Below are 15,544 nucleotides of genomic sequence, written 5' to 3'. Positions count from 1 at the left end.
AACGCATCTCCTCTCGTGGCTAATGGACACATAGTTTCGTTCCGTCGCCCCGTCCTGACACCGGGCTGTCAGGATGGTTCGGCTATTTTGCAGCGGCTTTATTGACATCATGCCCTGTTATGTCCAATTGTTCAACAACCTTTGAACTAAGGAAATTGCCATGGATAAGCGCCTCATCTGGCTTGCGCTCGGATCGTTCACGATTTCGACCGAAGGTTTCGTCATCTCCAGCCTTTTGCCCGACATTGCAAAGGATGCCGCCATCTCCGTTCCGCTCGCCGGCACGCTGATCACCGCGTTTGCGCTCGCCTATGCGATCGGCACGCCGATCCTGGCAACGCTGACCGGCGAATGGGACCGGCGCCGCGTCATCCTGTGGACGCTGGTGTTCTTCGTGTTGGGCAACGTCGCCGCGGCGCTAAGCTCCTCCTTCGAATTGCTGTTGATCGCGCGCATCGTCATGGCGCTGTCGTCAGGCTTGTTTGCGGCGACCGCACAGGGAACGGCCGTTGCGCTTGTCGACGATCATCACCGCGCCCGCGCCATTGCCGTGGTCGTCGGCGGCACTACGGTTGCGGTCGCGGTCGGAGCACCGCTCGGCGCGCTCGTTGCGACGGTTGCCGGCTGGCGCGGCACCTTCTTTGCCATCGCCGGCCTTGGTGCGCTCGCCGGCGCGATCCTGTGGTACCGGCTGCCGCGCGGCATCGTCGGCACCAGGCTGCCGCTCCGGATGCGGCTGGCAGCGGCACTTCGCCCCGGCGTCATGCCTATCCTGGTGACGACCATCCTGGCCCTGATCGGCGCCTTCACCGTCTTTGCCTTTGTCGCGCCGCTCGCGATCGAAGGCGGCGGACTGAACCCGATCGCGCTTCCCGGAATGCTGCTCGCTTTCGGCGTTGGCGCGGTCATCGGCAATATCGGCGGCGGTCAGGCCGCCGACCGTTTCGGCGCGACGCGCACCGTCTGCTGGTCGCTGGCGCTGAGTGCCGCGATGCTGGTCACGTTTTCGCTGATCCCGATGTTCCTGCCGCGCGAGATCGCCGGGCCGGCGCTCATGGCCATGATGGTGCCGTGGGGCATCGTCGGCTGGGCATTCCCGCCGGCGCAGGCCAGCCGCATCATCAAGCTGGCGCCCGATGCCGCGCCAATCGTGCTGTCGCTGAACGCTTCGGCGCTCTATCTCGGCGTGGCACTGGGTGCCGTGGTCGGCGCCGCGGTGCTGCGCTATGGCGCACCGGCCGACCTCGGCGTGGTCGCGGCGGCATTCCCGATCATTGGTCTGGGCGTGGTGCTGGCGGGCCATCTGGCGGCTCGTCCGGTGGCGATGCCGGCCGAATAAGGCTTGTTAGCAAAGCTTGGCTGCCGGCCGCCGATAATTCACGTCGCGGCGGGCGGTGCGTCAAAATCCAGCGCGGCGATTTCGTCCAGTGCCGAATTCTGGGAAGTTGCCGGAAGCAACCTCGCCGACGTTCCGCAAGAAATCGCTATGACTGCCGACGATCTGGTCGATGCAGCGCTTGTCGGCCTGGCCAAGGGCGAAACCGTCACCGCGCCCGGGCTCTCCGATCCGGCTGGGTTGGAAACCTATCTTGGTGCGCGGCAAGGTTTCTTCGGCAGCCTGCTGGCCGGCAAGCCGGCGGCGCGTTACGCTGCCTGACATGGCTAAAGACTGACCTTACGCTGTCCACCACATCGGAATGATCGAGGCGGCCAGCAGCAGGCCAAGCACGGCGTTGAGCATGCGCCACTGCCGCTCGGTTCGCAGCAACCGGGCGAGCAGCGTGCCCGCCACGCACCACGCCGCCAGCGATAGGGCCGCTGCAAGACCGAAGACCGTGCCGAGCAGTATGGCGAGCTGCAGCGGCCCGTTGGCGAGCGCGGCAAAGGATGCCGCCGCTCCCAGCCCCATGGCCCAGCCCTTTGGGTTCATCCATTGCAGGCCGGCGCCGCCCAAAAAGCTGTTCGGCTTTGCCATGGCCACGTCCAGATTGGGCGGACCGCTGCGGCCGATCTTGAGGGCAAGCCACGTCAGATAGAGGGTACCGGCCATTTTCATTGCCAGTTGCAGCGAAGGAGCGGCGGCCAGCAGACCTGCGAGCCCGGCAGCACCTGCCGCAGCCACCGTGGCCAGGCCGGCCGCACTCCCGGCCATCAGCGGGATAGAGCGGCGAAAGCCGAACTGCGCGCCGGACGCCGTCGATAAGGTCGTGGCCATGCCGGGCGTTGAGGTTGAGACCAGCGCGAACAGGACGAGGGGAAGGACGGTTTCAAACATGCTGCTTCCTTTGAAGCCTGCACGGTAGGCTGTTCGGCTCATCAGTAAATGCAATGTTTGCTATGACATGCATTAGCAAATATAATAGCCGGATGCTCCGCAACCTCGACACTGCCCTGATCCGAACCTTCGTCACCGTTGCCGACAAGGCCAGCATGACGGCGGCGGCCAACGCGCTGCATTTGACGCAAGGTGCCGTCAGCCAGCAGATCAAGCGTTTGGAAGAGGTTCTCGGCTGCAGCCTGTTCGATCGCGATCGGCGCGGATTGCGATTGACCCGCTCCGGCGAGCGATTGTTCGGCAAGGGCAAGCGCCTGCTTTCCCTCAATGACGAGATCCTGGCGGAGATGGCGGGCGATGCGGTTGCCGGTCAGGTGCGGCTCGGCGTGCCGTACGACCTTGTCGGCACCTTGCTTGCGCCGGTGCTGAAGGCCTATGCCGAAGCCTATCCGCAGGTCGAGATCTCGCTTGTCTGTGCTTCGTCGCCAGAGTTGGCCGCAGCCTTGGCGACCGGCACGATAGAGCTCGCGGTGATCGAGGAGCCGATCGGTCGGTCGGCCGGTGAATGCCTTGTTGTTGATCGGCTGGTCTGGGTCGGCGCCAAAGGCGGCGCCGCCCGCGGCAAGCGGCCCTTGCCGGTTTCGATGGTCGCCGAGACCTGTGCGTTCCGCCCGGTGGTGCTGGAGGCGCTTAACGAGCATGGGCTGGAATGGCGCACCGTATTCGAAAACGGCAGCATCGACGCGACGACGGCGACGGTGCGTTCGGACTTGGCCGTCACCACCTGGTTGGCGTCGACCGTGCCTGTCGACCTCGACATTTTGGCCAACGATCCGGAGCTGCCGTCATTGCCGAATTTTTCGATCAATCTGCATTTGCCGAAGCACGACGTCGCGCCGGCTGCACTGGCATTCGCGGGCCACCTCCGCGATGGGTTGGCAGGGCGACGAGAGGCGGCTTAAAAACAGCAATAAGGACGGCCAGTGTTCAGCCGTCCTTGATCGCCCCGCGGCATCTACTTCCAGTTCTTGCGCCGCTCGATCTCGGCTTCGGACGGCTGCTCCGTGGCAAATGACCCGGTCTTGATCTCGCCGGAGCGTTCATAGCTCGCCATGAGGACGCCGGTGGTCGATGCCTGCGAACGGGTCAGCTTGAAGGCGGCAGGTATCGTGCCGCTGCCGAACAGTTTTTTGCCCTTGCCCAGCACCAGCGGGAAGATCAGCAGGCTGATCTCGTCGATCAGGTCATTGGCGAGCAAGGTCTGGATCAGCTCGCTCGATCCCTGAATGAGCAGGTCGGGGCCGTCCTCCTGCTTCATCCGGCGCAACGTCGCCACGACATCGCTGCCGAGCGGCTGGCTGTTTTGCCAGGACAGCGAATCCGGCCTGTGCGTCGCCACATATTTGGTGACGGCGTTGAAGCTCTCGGCGATCGGATCATTCTTCTGATAAGGCCAGTGGGCGGCGAAGATGTCGTAAGTCTTGCGGCCGAGAAGCAGCGCGAACGGTTTTGAAAACGTCTCGCCCATCGCGGCGCCCATCACATCGTCCCAGTAGTGAAACGTCCAGCCGCCGAATTTGAAGCCGCCGACAGGGTCCTCTTGCGGGCCGCCGGGCGCTTGCATGACGCCGTCGAGGCTGACGAATGTTGCGGCGATGATCTTCCTCATTGGAGCTCCCTTTCCCTGATCCGTGCCGTCATGGCCGGAGTTCGAGCCAAGGACGGGCGAACGGACATTTATCCGACAGCGGCCGGCAAATTTCCAGGGTTGGAAGGGCGGATGACTGCCGACATGGTTGCGTCGGCTTGGAGAAGAGAAACGCTCAGCCCAGACCGACGACCGTATCGTAGAGCAGCTTAAAGTTGAGCACCAGGATGAGCCCGGCGACCACCCAGGCCAGCACGGCAACAGCGCGGGAAATGGCGAAATTGCCCATCTTGCGCTTGTCCGAGACGAACTGCACCAGCGGTACGACAGCGAAGGGGAGCTGCATCGACAGGATTACCTGGCTGAAGACCAGCAACTGGCCGGTTCCCTTCTCGCCATAGAGCGCGGTGACCACCACCACCGGAATGATGGCGATGCCGCGCGTCAGCAGGCGGCGCGCCCATTGCGGGATGCGCAGCCGCAAGAACCCTTCCATTACGATCTGGCCGGCGAGCGTCGCCGTCACCGTCGAGTTCAGGCCGGAGGCGAGCAGCGCTACGGCAAACAGGATGGAAGCGATGCCGAGGCCAAGCAGCGGCGACAGAAGCTCGAAGGCCTGGCCGATCTCGGCAACGTCATGATGACCGGTGCCGTGGAACGCCACCGCCGACACGATCAGGATGGAAGCATTGACGAACAACGCCAGTATCAGCGCGATGGTCGAGTCGGTCGTCGCCCATTTGATGGCATCGCGCTTGCCGCGATCGGTGCGCTCGTAGGCCCGGGTCTGCACGATCGAGGAGTGCAGATAGAGATTGTGCGGCATCACCGTGGCGCCGATGATGCCGATGGCGATGTAGAGCATGGCCGGATTGGTGACGATCTCGGACGACGGCACGAACATCGCGTGCAGGATGGAGCCGACCGGCGGGGCGGCGGCAAAGATCTGAATGGCGAAGCAGCCGAAGATGATAATCAAAAGCGCTATGATGAAGGCCTCGAGGAAACGGAAGCCCTTGTTCATCAGCAGCAGCAGCAGGAAGGCATCGAGCGCGGTGATAATGGCGCCGCCGATCAGCGGAATCCCGAACAGCAGTTGCAAGGCGATCGCCGTGCCAATGACCTCGGCCAGGTCGCAGGCGATGATGGCCAATTCGCAAGCGACCCAAAGCATGAAATTGACCGGTCGCGGATAATAGGCGCGGCACGCCTGCGCAAGGTCGCGGCCGGTGGCGATGCCGAGCCGGGCGGCGAGTGCCTGCAGCAGGATCGCCATCAGGTTCGACAACATGATGATGAAAAGCAGCGTGTAGCCGAATTGGGCCCCGCCGGCGAGGTCGGTCGCCCAATTGCCCGGATCCATATAGCCGACCGAAACCATGTAGCCCGGCCCCATGAAGGCGAACAGCCGGCGAAGCCAGATCCCCGAGTGCGGCACCGTGATCGTTGCGTTGACTTCGCGAAGGCTGGGCTGCTCGTCGTCCTCCGGGCGGGCAAATCGCCACATGGACCGGGGGGCTGAGGTGGCTTCGGCTTCCGACATGAAATGGCTTTCCACTGGGACGATCGATGTTGTCTCCTTATCTATGCCACGGCTGAACATTATGCAATATGCTATATTTCATTGTCTGAGCTTTTCTTGTGGCCGCTTGGCCGTGCGGCCGGAACGGCAGTGAACGCCGGTTGCGCCGGCCACCGAATGGAAATAAACGGCCAGAACCAATAGGGTTCCGTGTTATGACCGCAATGTCGATTCAAACTGCCGGGAGGAGCGCGTATTGGCGCTGAAGAAAAGACCGGTTCCTCGCGAAAAGCCGCTGCCTGACGCAGAAATCCACTCGGAAGGCTTCAGGCAGACGCGTGAAGCGCGCCGCAGCGCGCTGGTCGAGGATTATGTCGAGCTCATCGCCGACCTGATCGAGGATGGCAACGAGGCGCGCCAGGTCGATATCGCGGCACGGCTCGGCGTCGCTCAGCCGACGGTGGCGAAAATGCTGACGCGGCTGTGCGCCGACGGGCTGGTCTCCCGGAAGCCTTATCGCGGCGTGTTCCTGACCGATGCCGGCCGCAAGGTTGCGGAAGAGAGCCGCATTCGCCACCAGACGGTCGAGGCCTTCCTGCGCTCGCTCGGCGTCAGTGCCGAGACGGCGCGCATCGACGCCGAAGGCATCGAGCATCATGTCAGCGCCGAGACGCTCGAAGCCTTTCGCAAGGCAATAATCGCCGCCCGCTGAAAAGCACGGCCAGCGTATCTCTTCGCGCGACTCGTTTCCCACGAGCAGGGTGAACGGCACAGACCTTGCGATGTCTCGGCCAGAGCAGGCAAGCGTCAGCAAGCATTGCTTGTTCGCACGAAAAATACTGTGACTTGGCGTAACCGTTGAGATAATTGTTGTCGTGTCCGATCGAACCGGGACACGGCCCGATCGGCCGGAAAATTGCATCACGGGGGTTGCCATGCTCTGGAAGGGCCGTCGTCAGAGTGACAATGTCGAGGACGAGCGCGGCCAGAGCGGCGGGCTTGGCGGCGGGCCGGGGCAGTTTCGCATCCCGATCGGCGGTCGCGCCGGCGGCGGCGGCATGTCAGGCATTATCATCGTAGGGTTGATTTTCCTGGCAGGGTGGTATTTCGGCTTCGACCCGAGTCAGATCCTCGATAACAGCGGCTTGCAGCCCGGCGGCGGCCAGATCACCGACAATAGCGGCGAGCAAGACGGCGGCACCGGTGCGCCGGCATCCGACGAGATGAAGCAGTTCGTGTCGACCGTGCTGGCCGAGACCGAGGATACCTGGACTGGTATTTTCCAGTCCGAGGGCCTGACCTATCAAGATCCAAAACTGGTCCTGTTCAGCGGCCAGATTCGCTCCGCCTGCGGTTCTGCCTCGTCAGCGGCCGGACCATTCTACTGTCCCAACGATCGCAAGGTCTATCTCGACACCACCTTCTTCCAGCAACTCGATCAGCAGTTCGGTGCCTCAGGCGATTTCGCACAGGCCTATGTGATTGCGCATGAGGTCGGCCATCACGTGCAGAACCTGGTCGGCATCCTGCCCAAATTCAACCAGATGCGGCAGAGCATGGGCGAAGCGGACGCCAACCACATGTCGGTGCAGGTCGAGCTCCAGGCCGACTGCTTTGCCGGCATTTGGGCACATTTCACCGGCCAGAAGGGCATTTTGGAGCAGGGCGACATGGCGGAGGCACTGAACGCCGCCAAGCAGATCGGCGACGACACGCTGCAGAAGAAGATGCAGGGCTACGTCGTGCCGGAAAGCTTCAACCACGGAACGTCGCAGCAGCGGCAGACCTGGCTGGCGCGCGGCTTCCAGAACGGCAAGCTTTCGGACTGCGACACGTTCAACAACCCGATCTGAACCGCCGGTTTTCTCGCTAATCCGAGAGACTGGATCGCAGTCAGGGGATGTCAGGATGAAAGCACTCGGCCCGTTCCCTCATTGTTCCCAGCGATGTGCTCGCCTATAAGGTGTGTTCCCGTTCGCTCGGGCGGCCCGAGGAGATATACCATCATGATAGACCCCAAAACCGCCAGGCGGGGCCTTGCGCTTGTTTTCACCACCCTGCTGCTCGACATCATCGGCTTCGGCATCATCATGCCGGTGCTGCCGGCCTATCTCAGGGAATTGACCGGCGTCGGCATCAGTGAGGCGGCTATCGAGGGCGGCTGGCTGTTCTTCGTCTATGCGGCGATGCAGTTCGTTTTCGCACCAGTGATGGGCGGGTTGAGCGACCGGTTCGGGCGGCGGCCAATTCTGCTCGCCTCGGTGCTGACGTTCGCTATCGACAATCTGATCTGCGCTATCGCCTGGTCCTATCCGATGCTGTTCATCGGCCGCGTGCTGGCCGGCATTTCCGGCGCCAGTTATTCCACGACATCGGCGTTCATTGCCGACATCTCGACCGACGAAAATCGTGCGAAGAATTTCGGGCTGCTCGGCATTGCTTTCGGCGTCGGCTTCGTCATAGGGCCGGTTCTGGGCGGGTTGCTCGGCACGTTCGGGCCGCGTGTGCCGTTCTATTTCGCTGCCGGGCTTGCTTTCACAAACTTTCTGATCGCGCTGTTTCTGTTGCCGGAAACACTTGATAACAAGCACCGTCGCCGCTTCGAGTGGAAACGCGCGAACCCGGTCGGCACGCTCGTCCAGATGCGCAACTACGAAGGTATCGGCTGGATCGGACTTGTCTTCTTTCTGATGACGCTGGGGCACATGATGTATCCTGCGGTCTGGTCGTTCGTCTCCAGTTATCGCTATGGCTGGAGCGAACAACAGATCGGCTTCTCGCTCGGCGCCTTCGGCCTGTGCGGGGCGATCGTCATGGCGACAGTCCTGCCGCGCGTGATCCCTAAGCTTGGCGAGTGGAAGACGGCGGTAATCGGTCTGGCATTTACCGCACTCAGCGCCTTCGGCTACGCCTTCGCGTCACAAGGCTGGATGATCTATGCAGTGATCGTCGTCGGATGTCTCGAGGCGTTGGCCGACCCGCCGCTCAGAAGCCTTGCGGCCGCCAAGGTGCCACCTTCCGCCCAGGGCGAACTCCAGGGCGCAATGACCTCGATCTTCTCGATCACCTCGATCATCACACCGCTGCTTTATACGGCGATCTTTTCCTGGTTCACGGGGCCGAGCGCGCCCGTAGCTTTCGGCGGTGCCCCGTATCTGCTCGGCGCGATTTTCCTCACGCTGGCGCTCGTCGTCTTCGTCACCAGGGTGGCCAAGCCGACGCCGAAGGAAGTCAAACGCATGCACGCGCAGGAAGCGGTGACGGACGGGGCTTGATCGGCGCCGGGAGCCCGGCCGGCGCCGTCAATCAAATCCGTTTTTGCGCATGCGCTAAACACGCTCGGCCAGTGCCGGCTCGCCGCGCTTTTCGCGGATGAGATTGACGAAGCGGCGAAACAGATAGTGCGAATCCTGCGGGCCGGGCGAGGCTTCGGGATGATGCTGGACCGAGAAGACCGGCCTGCCGGTGAGCGCAATGCCGCAATTCGAACCGTCGAACAGCGAGACATGCGTTTCCTCGACGCCGCTCGGCAATGAGTCGGCGTCGACGGCAAAGCCATGGTTCATCGAGACGATCTCGACCTTGCCGGTGGTGTGGTCCTTGACGGGATGATTGGCGCCGTGGTGGCCCTGATGCATTTTTGCGGTCTTGCCGCCCAGCGCCAGCGCCAGCATCTGGTGGCCGAGGCAGATGCCGAAAAGCGGGATTTCGGTCTTCAACAGATCCTGGATGACCGGAACGGCGTAGTCGCCGGTGGCTTCCGGATCGCCAGGGCCGTTGGATAGAAAAATGCCGTCGGGCCGCATCGCCAGGATCTCCTCGGCGCCGGTTTTTGCCGGCACCACAGTGACCTTGGCGCCGAGGCCGGCCAGCAGGCGCAATATGTTGCGCTTGACGCCGTAGTCGACGGCAACGACGTGCATCGACGGATCAGCCTGTTCGCCAAAGCCCTCGTTCCAGACCCAGGGCGTCTCGCGCCAGACCGATGACTGGCCGGAGGTCACCTCCTTGGCGAGATCAAGCCCGATAAGCCCTGACCATGCGGCGGCGCGGCGCTTGAGGTCATCGACGTCGAAGATACCGTCGGGCGCGTGCGCGATGACGGCATTGGGCATGCCCTTTTCGCGGATCAGCGCGGTCAGCGCCCGCGTGTCGATGCCTGAAAGTGCGACGATGCCGCGCTTCTTCAGCCACTGGTCGAGACCGGTTCCGGCCCGGTAATTCGACGGGTTGGTGACATCGGCCTTGAACACGGCGCCGACGGCTCCGGCGCGGGCCAGCGGGCTGAGGTCCTCGATGTCTTCGTCATTGGTGCCGATATTGCCGATATGCGGAAAGGTGAAAGTGACGATCTGGCCGGCATAGGATGGGTCGGTGAGTATCTCCTGGTAGCCGGTCAGCGCGGTGTTGAAGCAGACCTCGGCGACGGCGGAGCCGGTGGCGCCCAGACCGCGGCCCTCTATGACAGTGCCGTCGGCCAGCACCAGCAGGGCTGTCGGCCTCTCGCTGGCCCAAGGGGGGGTCGACGCGGCTGTCATCGTTGCCATGGCGGCACTCCTAAAGGTTGCGCCCTCAGTCGGCGCAACAAAAGGCGCGAAGCGGCGATCTCACAGCCTCGGCGCGCTAAGTTTTCACTTGTGCCTGTCGTTGCCCAAAACCGCTACGCATTTTTGGGCGACGTGCACTAGAATTCAATTCATGCAAGGCCCAGTACATAGGGGAAGGCGCCAAGGCGGTCAATGATGCCGTTCCGTGCGTGCCTGGATTTATTTCGTCGAACAATATCAGCGGTTTGCCGGACGCTATCGAATTTGCCTTGAGCTATCGGCACGACTATTGTCCGCGGCATTCGAAGGAGAAAGCACCATGCGAGGCAAAATCGCCGAATCCCTGAAGAGTGCGATGAAGGCGCAGGACAAGCGCCGGCTGCCGACATTGCGGCTGATCCAGGCGGCCATTCATGATCGCGACATCGCCAATCGCGGCGCCGGCAAGGAGCCGGCCAGCGACGACGAAATCCTGCAGATCCTGGCCAAGATGGTGAAGCAGCGCGAAGAATCGGCCAAGGCGTTCGATGAGGGCAAGCGGCCGGAGCTTGCAGCGCAGGAGCGCGACGAGATGGCCATCATCCGCGACTTCCTGCCGACGCAACTGGGTCAGGCCGAGACGGAAAGCGCCGTCCGTTCCGCCATCGCCGAGACCGGCGCTAGCGGCGTCAAGGATATTGGCAAGGTGATGGCGGCGCTCAAGGAGAAATACGCCGGTCAGATGAATTTTTCTAAGGCGAGCGGCATCGTCAAGAGCCTGCTTCAGTAAGCTGCCGAAGGCCCTTGCCGTCGCGCCCGCAATCCGACAGCCAAAAGCTCGCGCCCGTGATCGAACTCGTCAAACCGGCGCTTGAACACCTGCCGTCCTACAAGGCGGCCCTCGAGCGCGGCTGGTCGCCGGACAATGTGCGGCTGCTCGACGCGACGCGCGAGCAGCTTGCGGCTATCGAAAAGGATCCAGCGACTTTCCTTGGCGATCTCGACGATTCCGATGGCAAGGGACCGCCGATCACCTTGCCCGACGGTTCGACGGTGCCGCGGCTGCCCGGATTCCGGCGCTGGATCTGGGACGGGGAAGTCGCAGGCTCAATCGGCCTGCGCTGGCAGCACGGCACCGCGGCGCTGCCGTCGCATGTGCTCGGCCACATCGGCTATGCGGTAGTGCCGTGGAAACGGGGACGCGGCTATGCGACCGAGGCGCTGCGGCTGATGCTGGTGGAGGCGAGGGCGGTTGGCCTGCCCTTCGTCGAAATCACCTGCAAGCCTCACAATGTGCCCTCGCAGAAGGTCGTTCTGGCCAATGGCGGCCTGCTCGTCGGGCGTTTCTTCGAGGACGCCGCCTATGGCGGCGCGGAAAGCCTGCGCTACCGGATCGATCTGTAGCCCTATTCGGCGGCAGCCGGCAGCGGCGGCGCAGCCCGGCTTCGCCATTCCCAGACATGCGAGGCAAGCGCAACCGCGACCGCGACCAGCATGGCGATCGCGCCAACCACCGGCAGGCTGCGATAGCCATAGCCGGCATTGAGCATCGCCGCGCCGAGCGATGCGGCGAGCGCGATGCCGACATTGAAGCCCGACGGGATGAGCGACGAGGCAAGGTTGGAGGCGTCCGCGGTCCAGGTCAGGATGCGGGTCTGGATCGGCGTGCCGATGGCAAAGTTGAGGCCGCCCCAGACGAAGATCGCTATCACCATCGGCAGCGGGTAAGGGCTGACAGCGTAGATCAAGGCGAGCATTGCCGCCTGTAGGAAAAGCATGGCGATGAGCGACGGCATCAGCTTCCAGTCGGCGAGCCGCCCGCCGGCGAAGACGCCGATCGTTGCGCCGACCCCATTGAGCAAGAGCACCCAAGGTATCCATTTCTCGTCGAGGCCTGTGACCTCAAGCAGCGTCGGCGTGATGTAGGTGAACAGGCCGAACTGGCCGATCATCAGCATCAGCATAATAATGAGCGAGGTCCAGACCTGCTGGCGTGCGAGCACGCGGACCTCGCTTCCAAGGCTCGCCGACGGGCTCGACGATCCCGTCTTGCGCGGCAGCAGGGCGCCGATTGCCGTGAAGGCCACCACACCGAGCGCGCACATCACCCAGAATGTCGCACGCCATCCCCAGATGTTGCCGATTGCCGTGCCGGCCGGAACGCCGATTACGTTCGACACGGTGAGGCCGGACAGGATCAGCGCCACCGCCATGCCGCGCTGGTCTTCGCGCACGAGGCCGACGGCCACAACCATGGCAACGCCGAAATAGGCGCCATGCGCCACGGCCACCGCTATCCGCACCAGCAGCATCGAGGCGAAGTCGGGCGCCAGCGCGCAGGCGGCCTGGCCGATGGTGAAGGCTGCAGTCAGTCCAAGCAGCAGGGCCTTGCGGGAGAACCTTTTGGTGGCGAGCGCCAGCAGCGGGCCGCCGACTGCAATGCCGCCGGCATAGCCGGAAACGAGATAGCCGGCGGTCGGGATCGCGACGCCAAGGCCCTCCGCCACCTGCGGCAGCACGCCGGCGATGACGAATTCGGTGGTGCCGAAGGCGAAGGCGGCAATGAACAGGGCAATGAGGGGGAGCATGGCGGAAAGGCGATCCTCGGATAAGGTCGCCTCAAACCACGGATGAGGGCAGCGGGCAATCCAGAAATTGTCGACGCCGCTTTAGCTTTTCTTGATCGCCGGTCAGGCGCCCGCCGCGGAGGCAAGAGCTAGGCGGCTGCCTTCCTTCCATAAGGAATTTTCAGCCACGCTCGCTCGTGAAGATAGTAGAGCAGCGACTTGGTGACGACCTCGGTCAGGCCGATGGCCGCGGCGAGCTTGATGCTTCCGGTCACGACGAGCGAAATGATCATCGTGTCGATGGTGCCGGTGACGCGCCAGGAAAGCGCTTTGGCGAAGCTGCGGGAATGGGTGTCCATCGACTTTCCTTCCGGTAGATGCGGCGATCTTTAGCCGACAGACAGGAGGTGGCGCAAAGATAATTTTCTGCGCATTGGCCAACAGCAATTTTCTAGGCGATGTTCTGAAGCTACCCGGCCTGTGGATGCAATCTATCCGGCCTTCAGCCGCGAACCGGTGAGCAGGCCGCGCTCTTCAAGTACGGGATAGGCCATCGAGGCGAGCAGAGAGTTGATCTGCTTGAGGTCGCGAATGGTGTCGAGATGGATCGAACTGGTCTCGACGCTCTTGGGGGTGCCGTCGCGCAGCCGTACGAAATGGCTCTGGCTGGTCTCCTTCTCGCGGTCGCGCAGCCGGTCCTTTTCCAGCACCAACTGGCGAGCGGTCTCCGGATCGCGGGATACCAGCACGTTGAAGGCAAGCCTGGCATTGGCAAGCACCAAGCCATGGAAGGCGCAAAGCTCACGCCATCCTTCCGGCGTGAACTCCAGCCCGCGCTCGAATTTCTTCTTCACGTGGACCAACATGTTGCGCACGATGATGTCACCGACCTGCTCCAGCTTGACGCAGGCGCCGATCAACTCCTGGCAACGCAGCGCCTCGTCCTCGCTCAACGGGTTCTTGGTGACCCTGGCCAGATAGAGCTTGATTGCAGCGTGCTTCCTGTCAACACGGTCGTCGAGTGCGGCCAGCGCGCCAATCTTTTCGGCATCGGCGCTCTCATAGAGCTCGATGATCCGTTTCAGCATGATCTCGACCGTTTCGCAGACCCGCACCACCTCGCGGGTGGCGTTGGCCAATGCCTGGCTCGGCACGTCGAGCGCACTTTCGTTGAGCGCGGAAAGCTCGACGACGTCGAGCGCGTTGGCGGCCTGGGGCTTGGTGCCCAACGCCACGATCCTTTCCGAGGCGCGATAGACCAGGCTCGCCAGCGGTAGGCCGGCGATCAGGATCAGGATGTTGAAGACAATGTGGGCATTGACGATCTGCTCGGGCACCGCGCTGCCCAAGAAGGCGACCGGCGGCTTGAACGTCAGGAACAGGATCAGCATGATCAGCGAACCCATGCCGCGCATCAGGAGATTGCCGATCGGCACGATACGAACGCCGGGTTCTGCGTTGCGGGTTAGAAGCGGCGCGATGATCGAAGAGCCGAGATTGACACCGAGCACCAGCACGATGCCGAGTTCGGGCGGGATGAAGCCGCGGCCGGCCAGCGTCACCATCAGCAGCACCGCGGCGATCGAGGAATGGAACAGCCAGGTGACCAACGCCGCCAGAAGATAGGCGGTGACCGGATCGCCGGAGAAGTAATCGACGATGAGCGGCATCAGCGTGCTCTGGCGCAGTGGCTCCGACGCCTGGCCGATCATCTCCAGCGACAGAAGCAGCAGGCCGATGCCGACCAAGATGCGGCCGAACTGGCGCCAGTCGCGCCGCTCGGTGGCCATGAACATGACAGTGCCGGCGACCAGGCAGATCGGCACCAGCAGCGACAGATCGAAGGTGAGCAGCTTGACCACCAGTGCCGAGCCGATCTCGGCGCCGCGCACCGCAAGCTGGCCCGACATGCCGCTGACAATACCGGAGCCGGCGAATGAGCCGACCAGCAAGGTGACGGCGGTCGAGCTTTGCAGCGCGACAGCCAGGCCGCAGCCGGCCAGAACCGCCATGAACGGATTGCGCATTGTCGCGCGCAGTTTGTGGCGCAGCACATCGCCATAGGCGCGCTCGACGCCGGTCTTCACCAAACGGGTGGCAAACAGCATCAATGCGACCGCACCGGCAAGGTGCAGCAAAACGACAGAGCCACTCATGCCCGACCCCGCAACCCAACAGATACCAGCGACGCGGGCGCCGTGACGTCAAGGGTGCAAAAGTGGGCGCGAATCGTGGACATTGCAGAGGTTGATATTACTCCGATTTATTTTAGCCGAATAATAAATTTTGCCCGGTTCCGACGCCTGTTGGCACGCGACGGAGCGTGTCGGAAATGGATGGCTGACAAAATGGTTGCATAGACTGCGGAGTTGCGGCGGGTCATGCGTCCATTCTCGGACGCCCGCTTTAAAGGTAACGCTGAATTAGTCGTTCTAAATGTAGGAAATCATTACGAAAACGTAATCTCGGTGTTCAGTTTCGGTTCATCCTCCCGGCTCTATTCCGTAGGCATCGACAACCAAGGAGTACCCGCCATGAAACGTATCGTTCTTTCCGCCATTGCCTTCTCGATGCTGGCTGCAACCACCTGGCAGGGCCAGACTGCACCTCTGAACACACCAAACGCGTCGCAGTCGAACTACAGCCAGGTCGACTGGCAAAGGCCCGGCAGGCATGTCGACGTGAACAAGCGCGTCGTAGTGAAGAAAAAGATCGTCGTGAAGCGCAGCCATTGGCGCAACGGCCAGAGATATTCCAGCTGGAAGCGTCACCAGCCGATCCGCGACTATCGCCACTATGGCCTGCGCCGTCCGGGTCCCGGGCAGGAATGGATCCGGGTCGGCAACGACTATCTGCTGGTCAGCGTTCTCTCCGGCCTGATCTTCGGCGCCATCGCCGCGCAGTGAGCCCGGAACGGCTGACCGCGCTGCGTCGGTTTAGATCGAGAAGGCGGCCCGCGGGCCGCCTTCTCTTTTTGGCCTGTGAAAACCGGGTATGATCGCCATT

General features: G+C 62.8%; 16 protein-coding genes. 9 read left to right on the top strand and 7 right to left on the bottom strand.

Features of this window, described 5'->3' with window-relative positions:
- The first annotated feature begins 160 nt into the window (after window positions 1-160).
- Window positions 161-1,339 (top strand): MFS transporter, encoded by a 1,179-nt coding sequence (locus NKJ23_RS27875; RefSeq protein WP_254820339.1) that lies wholly within the window; start codon window positions 161-163, stop codon window positions 1,337-1,339.
- A gap of 147 nt (window positions 1,340-1,486) precedes the next feature.
- Window positions 1,487-1,657, top strand: coding sequence for a hypothetical protein (locus NKJ23_RS27870; protein WP_352683799.1), 171 nt, complete (start codon window positions 1,487-1,489; stop codon window positions 1,655-1,657).
- An 18-nt stretch (window positions 1,658-1,675) separates the two neighbouring features.
- Here the strand turns inward: NKJ23_RS27870 and NKJ23_RS27865 are convergent, their stop codons facing one another.
- A complete protein-coding gene (locus tag NKJ23_RS27865) occupies window positions 1,676-2,275 on the bottom strand; it encodes a LysE family translocator (RefSeq protein ID WP_352683797.1) in 600 nt (199 codons plus the stop codon).
- A gap of 92 nt (window positions 2,276-2,367) precedes the next feature.
- Here NKJ23_RS27865 and NKJ23_RS27860 point away from each other — a divergent pair, with 92 nt between their 5' ends.
- Window positions 2,368-3,237, top strand: a complete 870-nt coding sequence (locus tag NKJ23_RS27860) for a LysR family transcriptional regulator (protein ID WP_352457530.1) — start codon at window positions 2,368-2,370, stop codon at window positions 3,235-3,237.
- Between the two features lie 53 nt (window positions 3,238-3,290).
- Here NKJ23_RS27860 and NKJ23_RS27855 read toward each other — a convergent pair whose 3' ends face one another.
- The gene (locus NKJ23_RS27855; protein ID WP_352683795.1) at window positions 3,291-3,944 is read right to left on the bottom strand and encodes a dihydrofolate reductase family protein; all 654 of its coding nucleotides are present in this window, start codon (window positions 3,942-3,944) and stop codon (window positions 3,291-3,293) included.
- A gap of 154 nt (window positions 3,945-4,098) precedes the next feature.
- Complete coding sequence (locus NKJ23_RS27850; RefSeq protein ID WP_352683793.1) at window positions 4,099-5,466, bottom strand: Nramp family divalent metal transporter; 1,368 nt, start codon at window positions 5,464-5,466, stop codon at window positions 4,099-4,101.
- A gap of 235 nt (window positions 5,467-5,701) precedes the next feature.
- Between NKJ23_RS27850 and mntR the strand changes: the two genes are divergently transcribed.
- The 3 genes from mntR to NKJ23_RS27835 all read left to right on the top strand — a co-directional run bounded on the left by mntR (window position 5,702) and on the right by NKJ23_RS27835 (window position 8,720).
- On the top strand, window positions 5,702-6,157 hold the full coding sequence (mntR, locus tag NKJ23_RS27845) for a manganese-binding transcriptional regulator MntR (RefSeq protein WP_023678308.1): 456 nt from the start codon (window positions 5,702-5,704) through the stop codon (window positions 6,155-6,157).
- Window positions 6,158-6,380: 223 nt separating this feature from the next.
- The gene (gene ypfJ, locus NKJ23_RS27840) at window positions 6,381-7,298 is read left to right on the top strand and encodes a KPN_02809 family neutral zinc metallopeptidase (RefSeq protein ID WP_352683791.1); all 918 of its coding nucleotides are present in this window, start codon (window positions 6,381-6,383) and stop codon (window positions 7,296-7,298) included.
- A gap of 153 nt (window positions 7,299-7,451) precedes the next feature.
- Window positions 7,452-8,720, top strand: a complete 1,269-nt coding sequence (locus NKJ23_RS27835) for a TCR/Tet family MFS transporter (RefSeq protein ID WP_352683789.1) — start codon at window positions 7,452-7,454, stop codon at window positions 8,718-8,720.
- Between the two features lie 54 nt (window positions 8,721-8,774).
- On the opposite strand, the gene carA is transcribed toward NKJ23_RS27835, so the two are convergent.
- Window positions 8,775-9,992 (bottom strand): glutamine-hydrolyzing carbamoyl-phosphate synthase small subunit, encoded by a 1,218-nt coding sequence (carA, locus tag NKJ23_RS27830; protein WP_352683786.1) that lies wholly within the window; start codon window positions 9,990-9,992, stop codon window positions 8,775-8,777.
- Window positions 9,993-10,311: 319 nt separating this feature from the next.
- Here carA and NKJ23_RS27825 point away from each other — a divergent pair, with 319 nt between their 5' ends.
- Window positions 10,312-10,761 carry a GatB/YqeY domain-containing protein gene (locus tag NKJ23_RS27825; protein ID WP_352683784.1) on the top strand — a complete coding sequence of 150 codons (450 nt, stop codon included), beginning with the start codon at window positions 10,312-10,314 and terminating at the stop codon, window positions 10,759-10,761.
- 56 nt (window positions 10,762-10,817) lie between these two features.
- Window positions 10,818-11,375 (top strand): GNAT family N-acetyltransferase, encoded by a 558-nt coding sequence (locus NKJ23_RS27820; RefSeq protein WP_352683782.1) that lies wholly within the window; start codon window positions 10,818-10,820, stop codon window positions 11,373-11,375.
- Between the two features lie 2 nt (window positions 11,376-11,377).
- On the opposite strand, the gene NKJ23_RS27815 is transcribed toward NKJ23_RS27820, so the two are convergent.
- The 3 genes from NKJ23_RS27815 to NKJ23_RS27805 form a co-directional block, all read right to left on the bottom strand.
- Complete coding sequence (locus NKJ23_RS27815) at window positions 11,378-12,559, bottom strand: MFS transporter (RefSeq protein WP_352683780.1); 1,182 nt, start codon at window positions 12,557-12,559, stop codon at window positions 11,378-11,380.
- Window positions 12,560-12,687: 128 nt separating this feature from the next.
- Window positions 12,688-12,897, bottom strand: a complete 210-nt coding sequence (locus tag NKJ23_RS27810) for a DUF2061 domain-containing protein (RefSeq protein WP_023678301.1) — start codon at window positions 12,895-12,897, stop codon at window positions 12,688-12,690.
- A gap of 132 nt (window positions 12,898-13,029) precedes the next feature.
- Entirely contained in the window at window positions 13,030-14,694 is a 1,665-nt protein-coding gene (locus NKJ23_RS27805; protein WP_352683778.1) for a Na/Pi cotransporter family protein, read from the bottom strand.
- Window positions 14,695-15,072: 378 nt separating this feature from the next.
- Between NKJ23_RS27805 and NKJ23_RS27800 the strand changes: the two genes are divergently transcribed.
- The gene (locus NKJ23_RS27800) at window positions 15,073-15,444 is read left to right on the top strand and encodes an RcnB family protein (protein ID WP_352450718.1); all 372 of its coding nucleotides are present in this window, start codon (window positions 15,073-15,075) and stop codon (window positions 15,442-15,444) included.
- Window positions 15,445-15,544: the final 100 nt, after the last annotated feature.

The organism is Mesorhizobium sp. M0184, from assembly GCF_040322215.1.
In the GTDB taxonomy this organism is placed as follows: domain Bacteria; phylum Pseudomonadota; class Alphaproteobacteria; order Rhizobiales; family Rhizobiaceae; genus Mesorhizobium.
The sequence above is the reverse complement of the archived record's forward strand: the minus strand, read 5'-3'. Positions and strand labels throughout refer to the sequence as shown.

What these genes read in the sequence shown, in the direction of transcription:
- carA (WP_352683786.1), bottom strand. Translation starts at nt 9,992, where the DNA reads ATGGCAACGATGACAGCCGCGTCGACCCCCCCTTGGGCCAGCGAGAGG.
- NKJ23_RS27825 (WP_352683784.1), top strand. Translation starts at nt 10,312, where the DNA reads ATGCGAGGCAAAATCGCCGAATCCCTGAAGAGTGCGATGAAGGCGCAG.
- NKJ23_RS27865 (WP_352683797.1), bottom strand. Translation starts at nt 2,275, where the DNA reads ATGTTTGAAACCGTCCTTCCCCTCGTCCTGTTCGCGCTGGTCTCAACC.
- NKJ23_RS27860 (WP_352457530.1), top strand. Translation starts at nt 2,368, where the DNA reads ATGCTCCGCAACCTCGACACTGCCCTGATCCGAACCTTCGTCACCGTT.
- NKJ23_RS27810 (WP_023678301.1), bottom strand. Translation starts at nt 12,897, where the DNA reads ATGGACACCCATTCCCGCAGCTTCGCCAAAGCGCTTTCCTGGCGCGTC.
- ypfJ (WP_352683791.1), top strand. Translation starts at nt 6,381, where the DNA reads ATGCTCTGGAAGGGCCGTCGTCAGAGTGACAATGTCGAGGACGAGCGC.
- NKJ23_RS27835 (WP_352683789.1), top strand. Translation starts at nt 7,452, where the DNA reads ATGATAGACCCCAAAACCGCCAGGCGGGGCCTTGCGCTTGTTTTCACC.
- NKJ23_RS27875 (WP_254820339.1), top strand. Translation starts at nt 161, where the DNA reads ATGGATAAGCGCCTCATCTGGCTTGCGCTCGGATCGTTCACGATTTCG.
- NKJ23_RS27870 (WP_352683799.1), top strand. Translation starts at nt 1,487, where the DNA reads ATGACTGCCGACGATCTGGTCGATGCAGCGCTTGTCGGCCTGGCCAAG.
- NKJ23_RS27855 (WP_352683795.1), bottom strand. Translation starts at nt 3,944, where the DNA reads ATGAGGAAGATCATCGCCGCAACATTCGTCAGCCTCGACGGCGTCATG.
- NKJ23_RS27805 (WP_352683778.1), bottom strand. Translation starts at nt 14,694, where the DNA reads ATGAGTGGCTCTGTCGTTTTGCTGCACCTTGCCGGTGCGGTCGCATTG.
- NKJ23_RS27850 (WP_352683793.1), bottom strand. Translation starts at nt 5,466, where the DNA reads ATGTCGGAAGCCGAAGCCACCTCAGCCCCCCGGTCCATGTGGCGATTT.
- NKJ23_RS27815 (WP_352683780.1), bottom strand. Translation starts at nt 12,559, where the DNA reads ATGCTCCCCCTCATTGCCCTGTTCATTGCCGCCTTCGCCTTCGGCACC.
- NKJ23_RS27800 (WP_352450718.1), top strand. Translation starts at nt 15,073, where the DNA reads ATGAAACGTATCGTTCTTTCCGCCATTGCCTTCTCGATGCTGGCTGCA.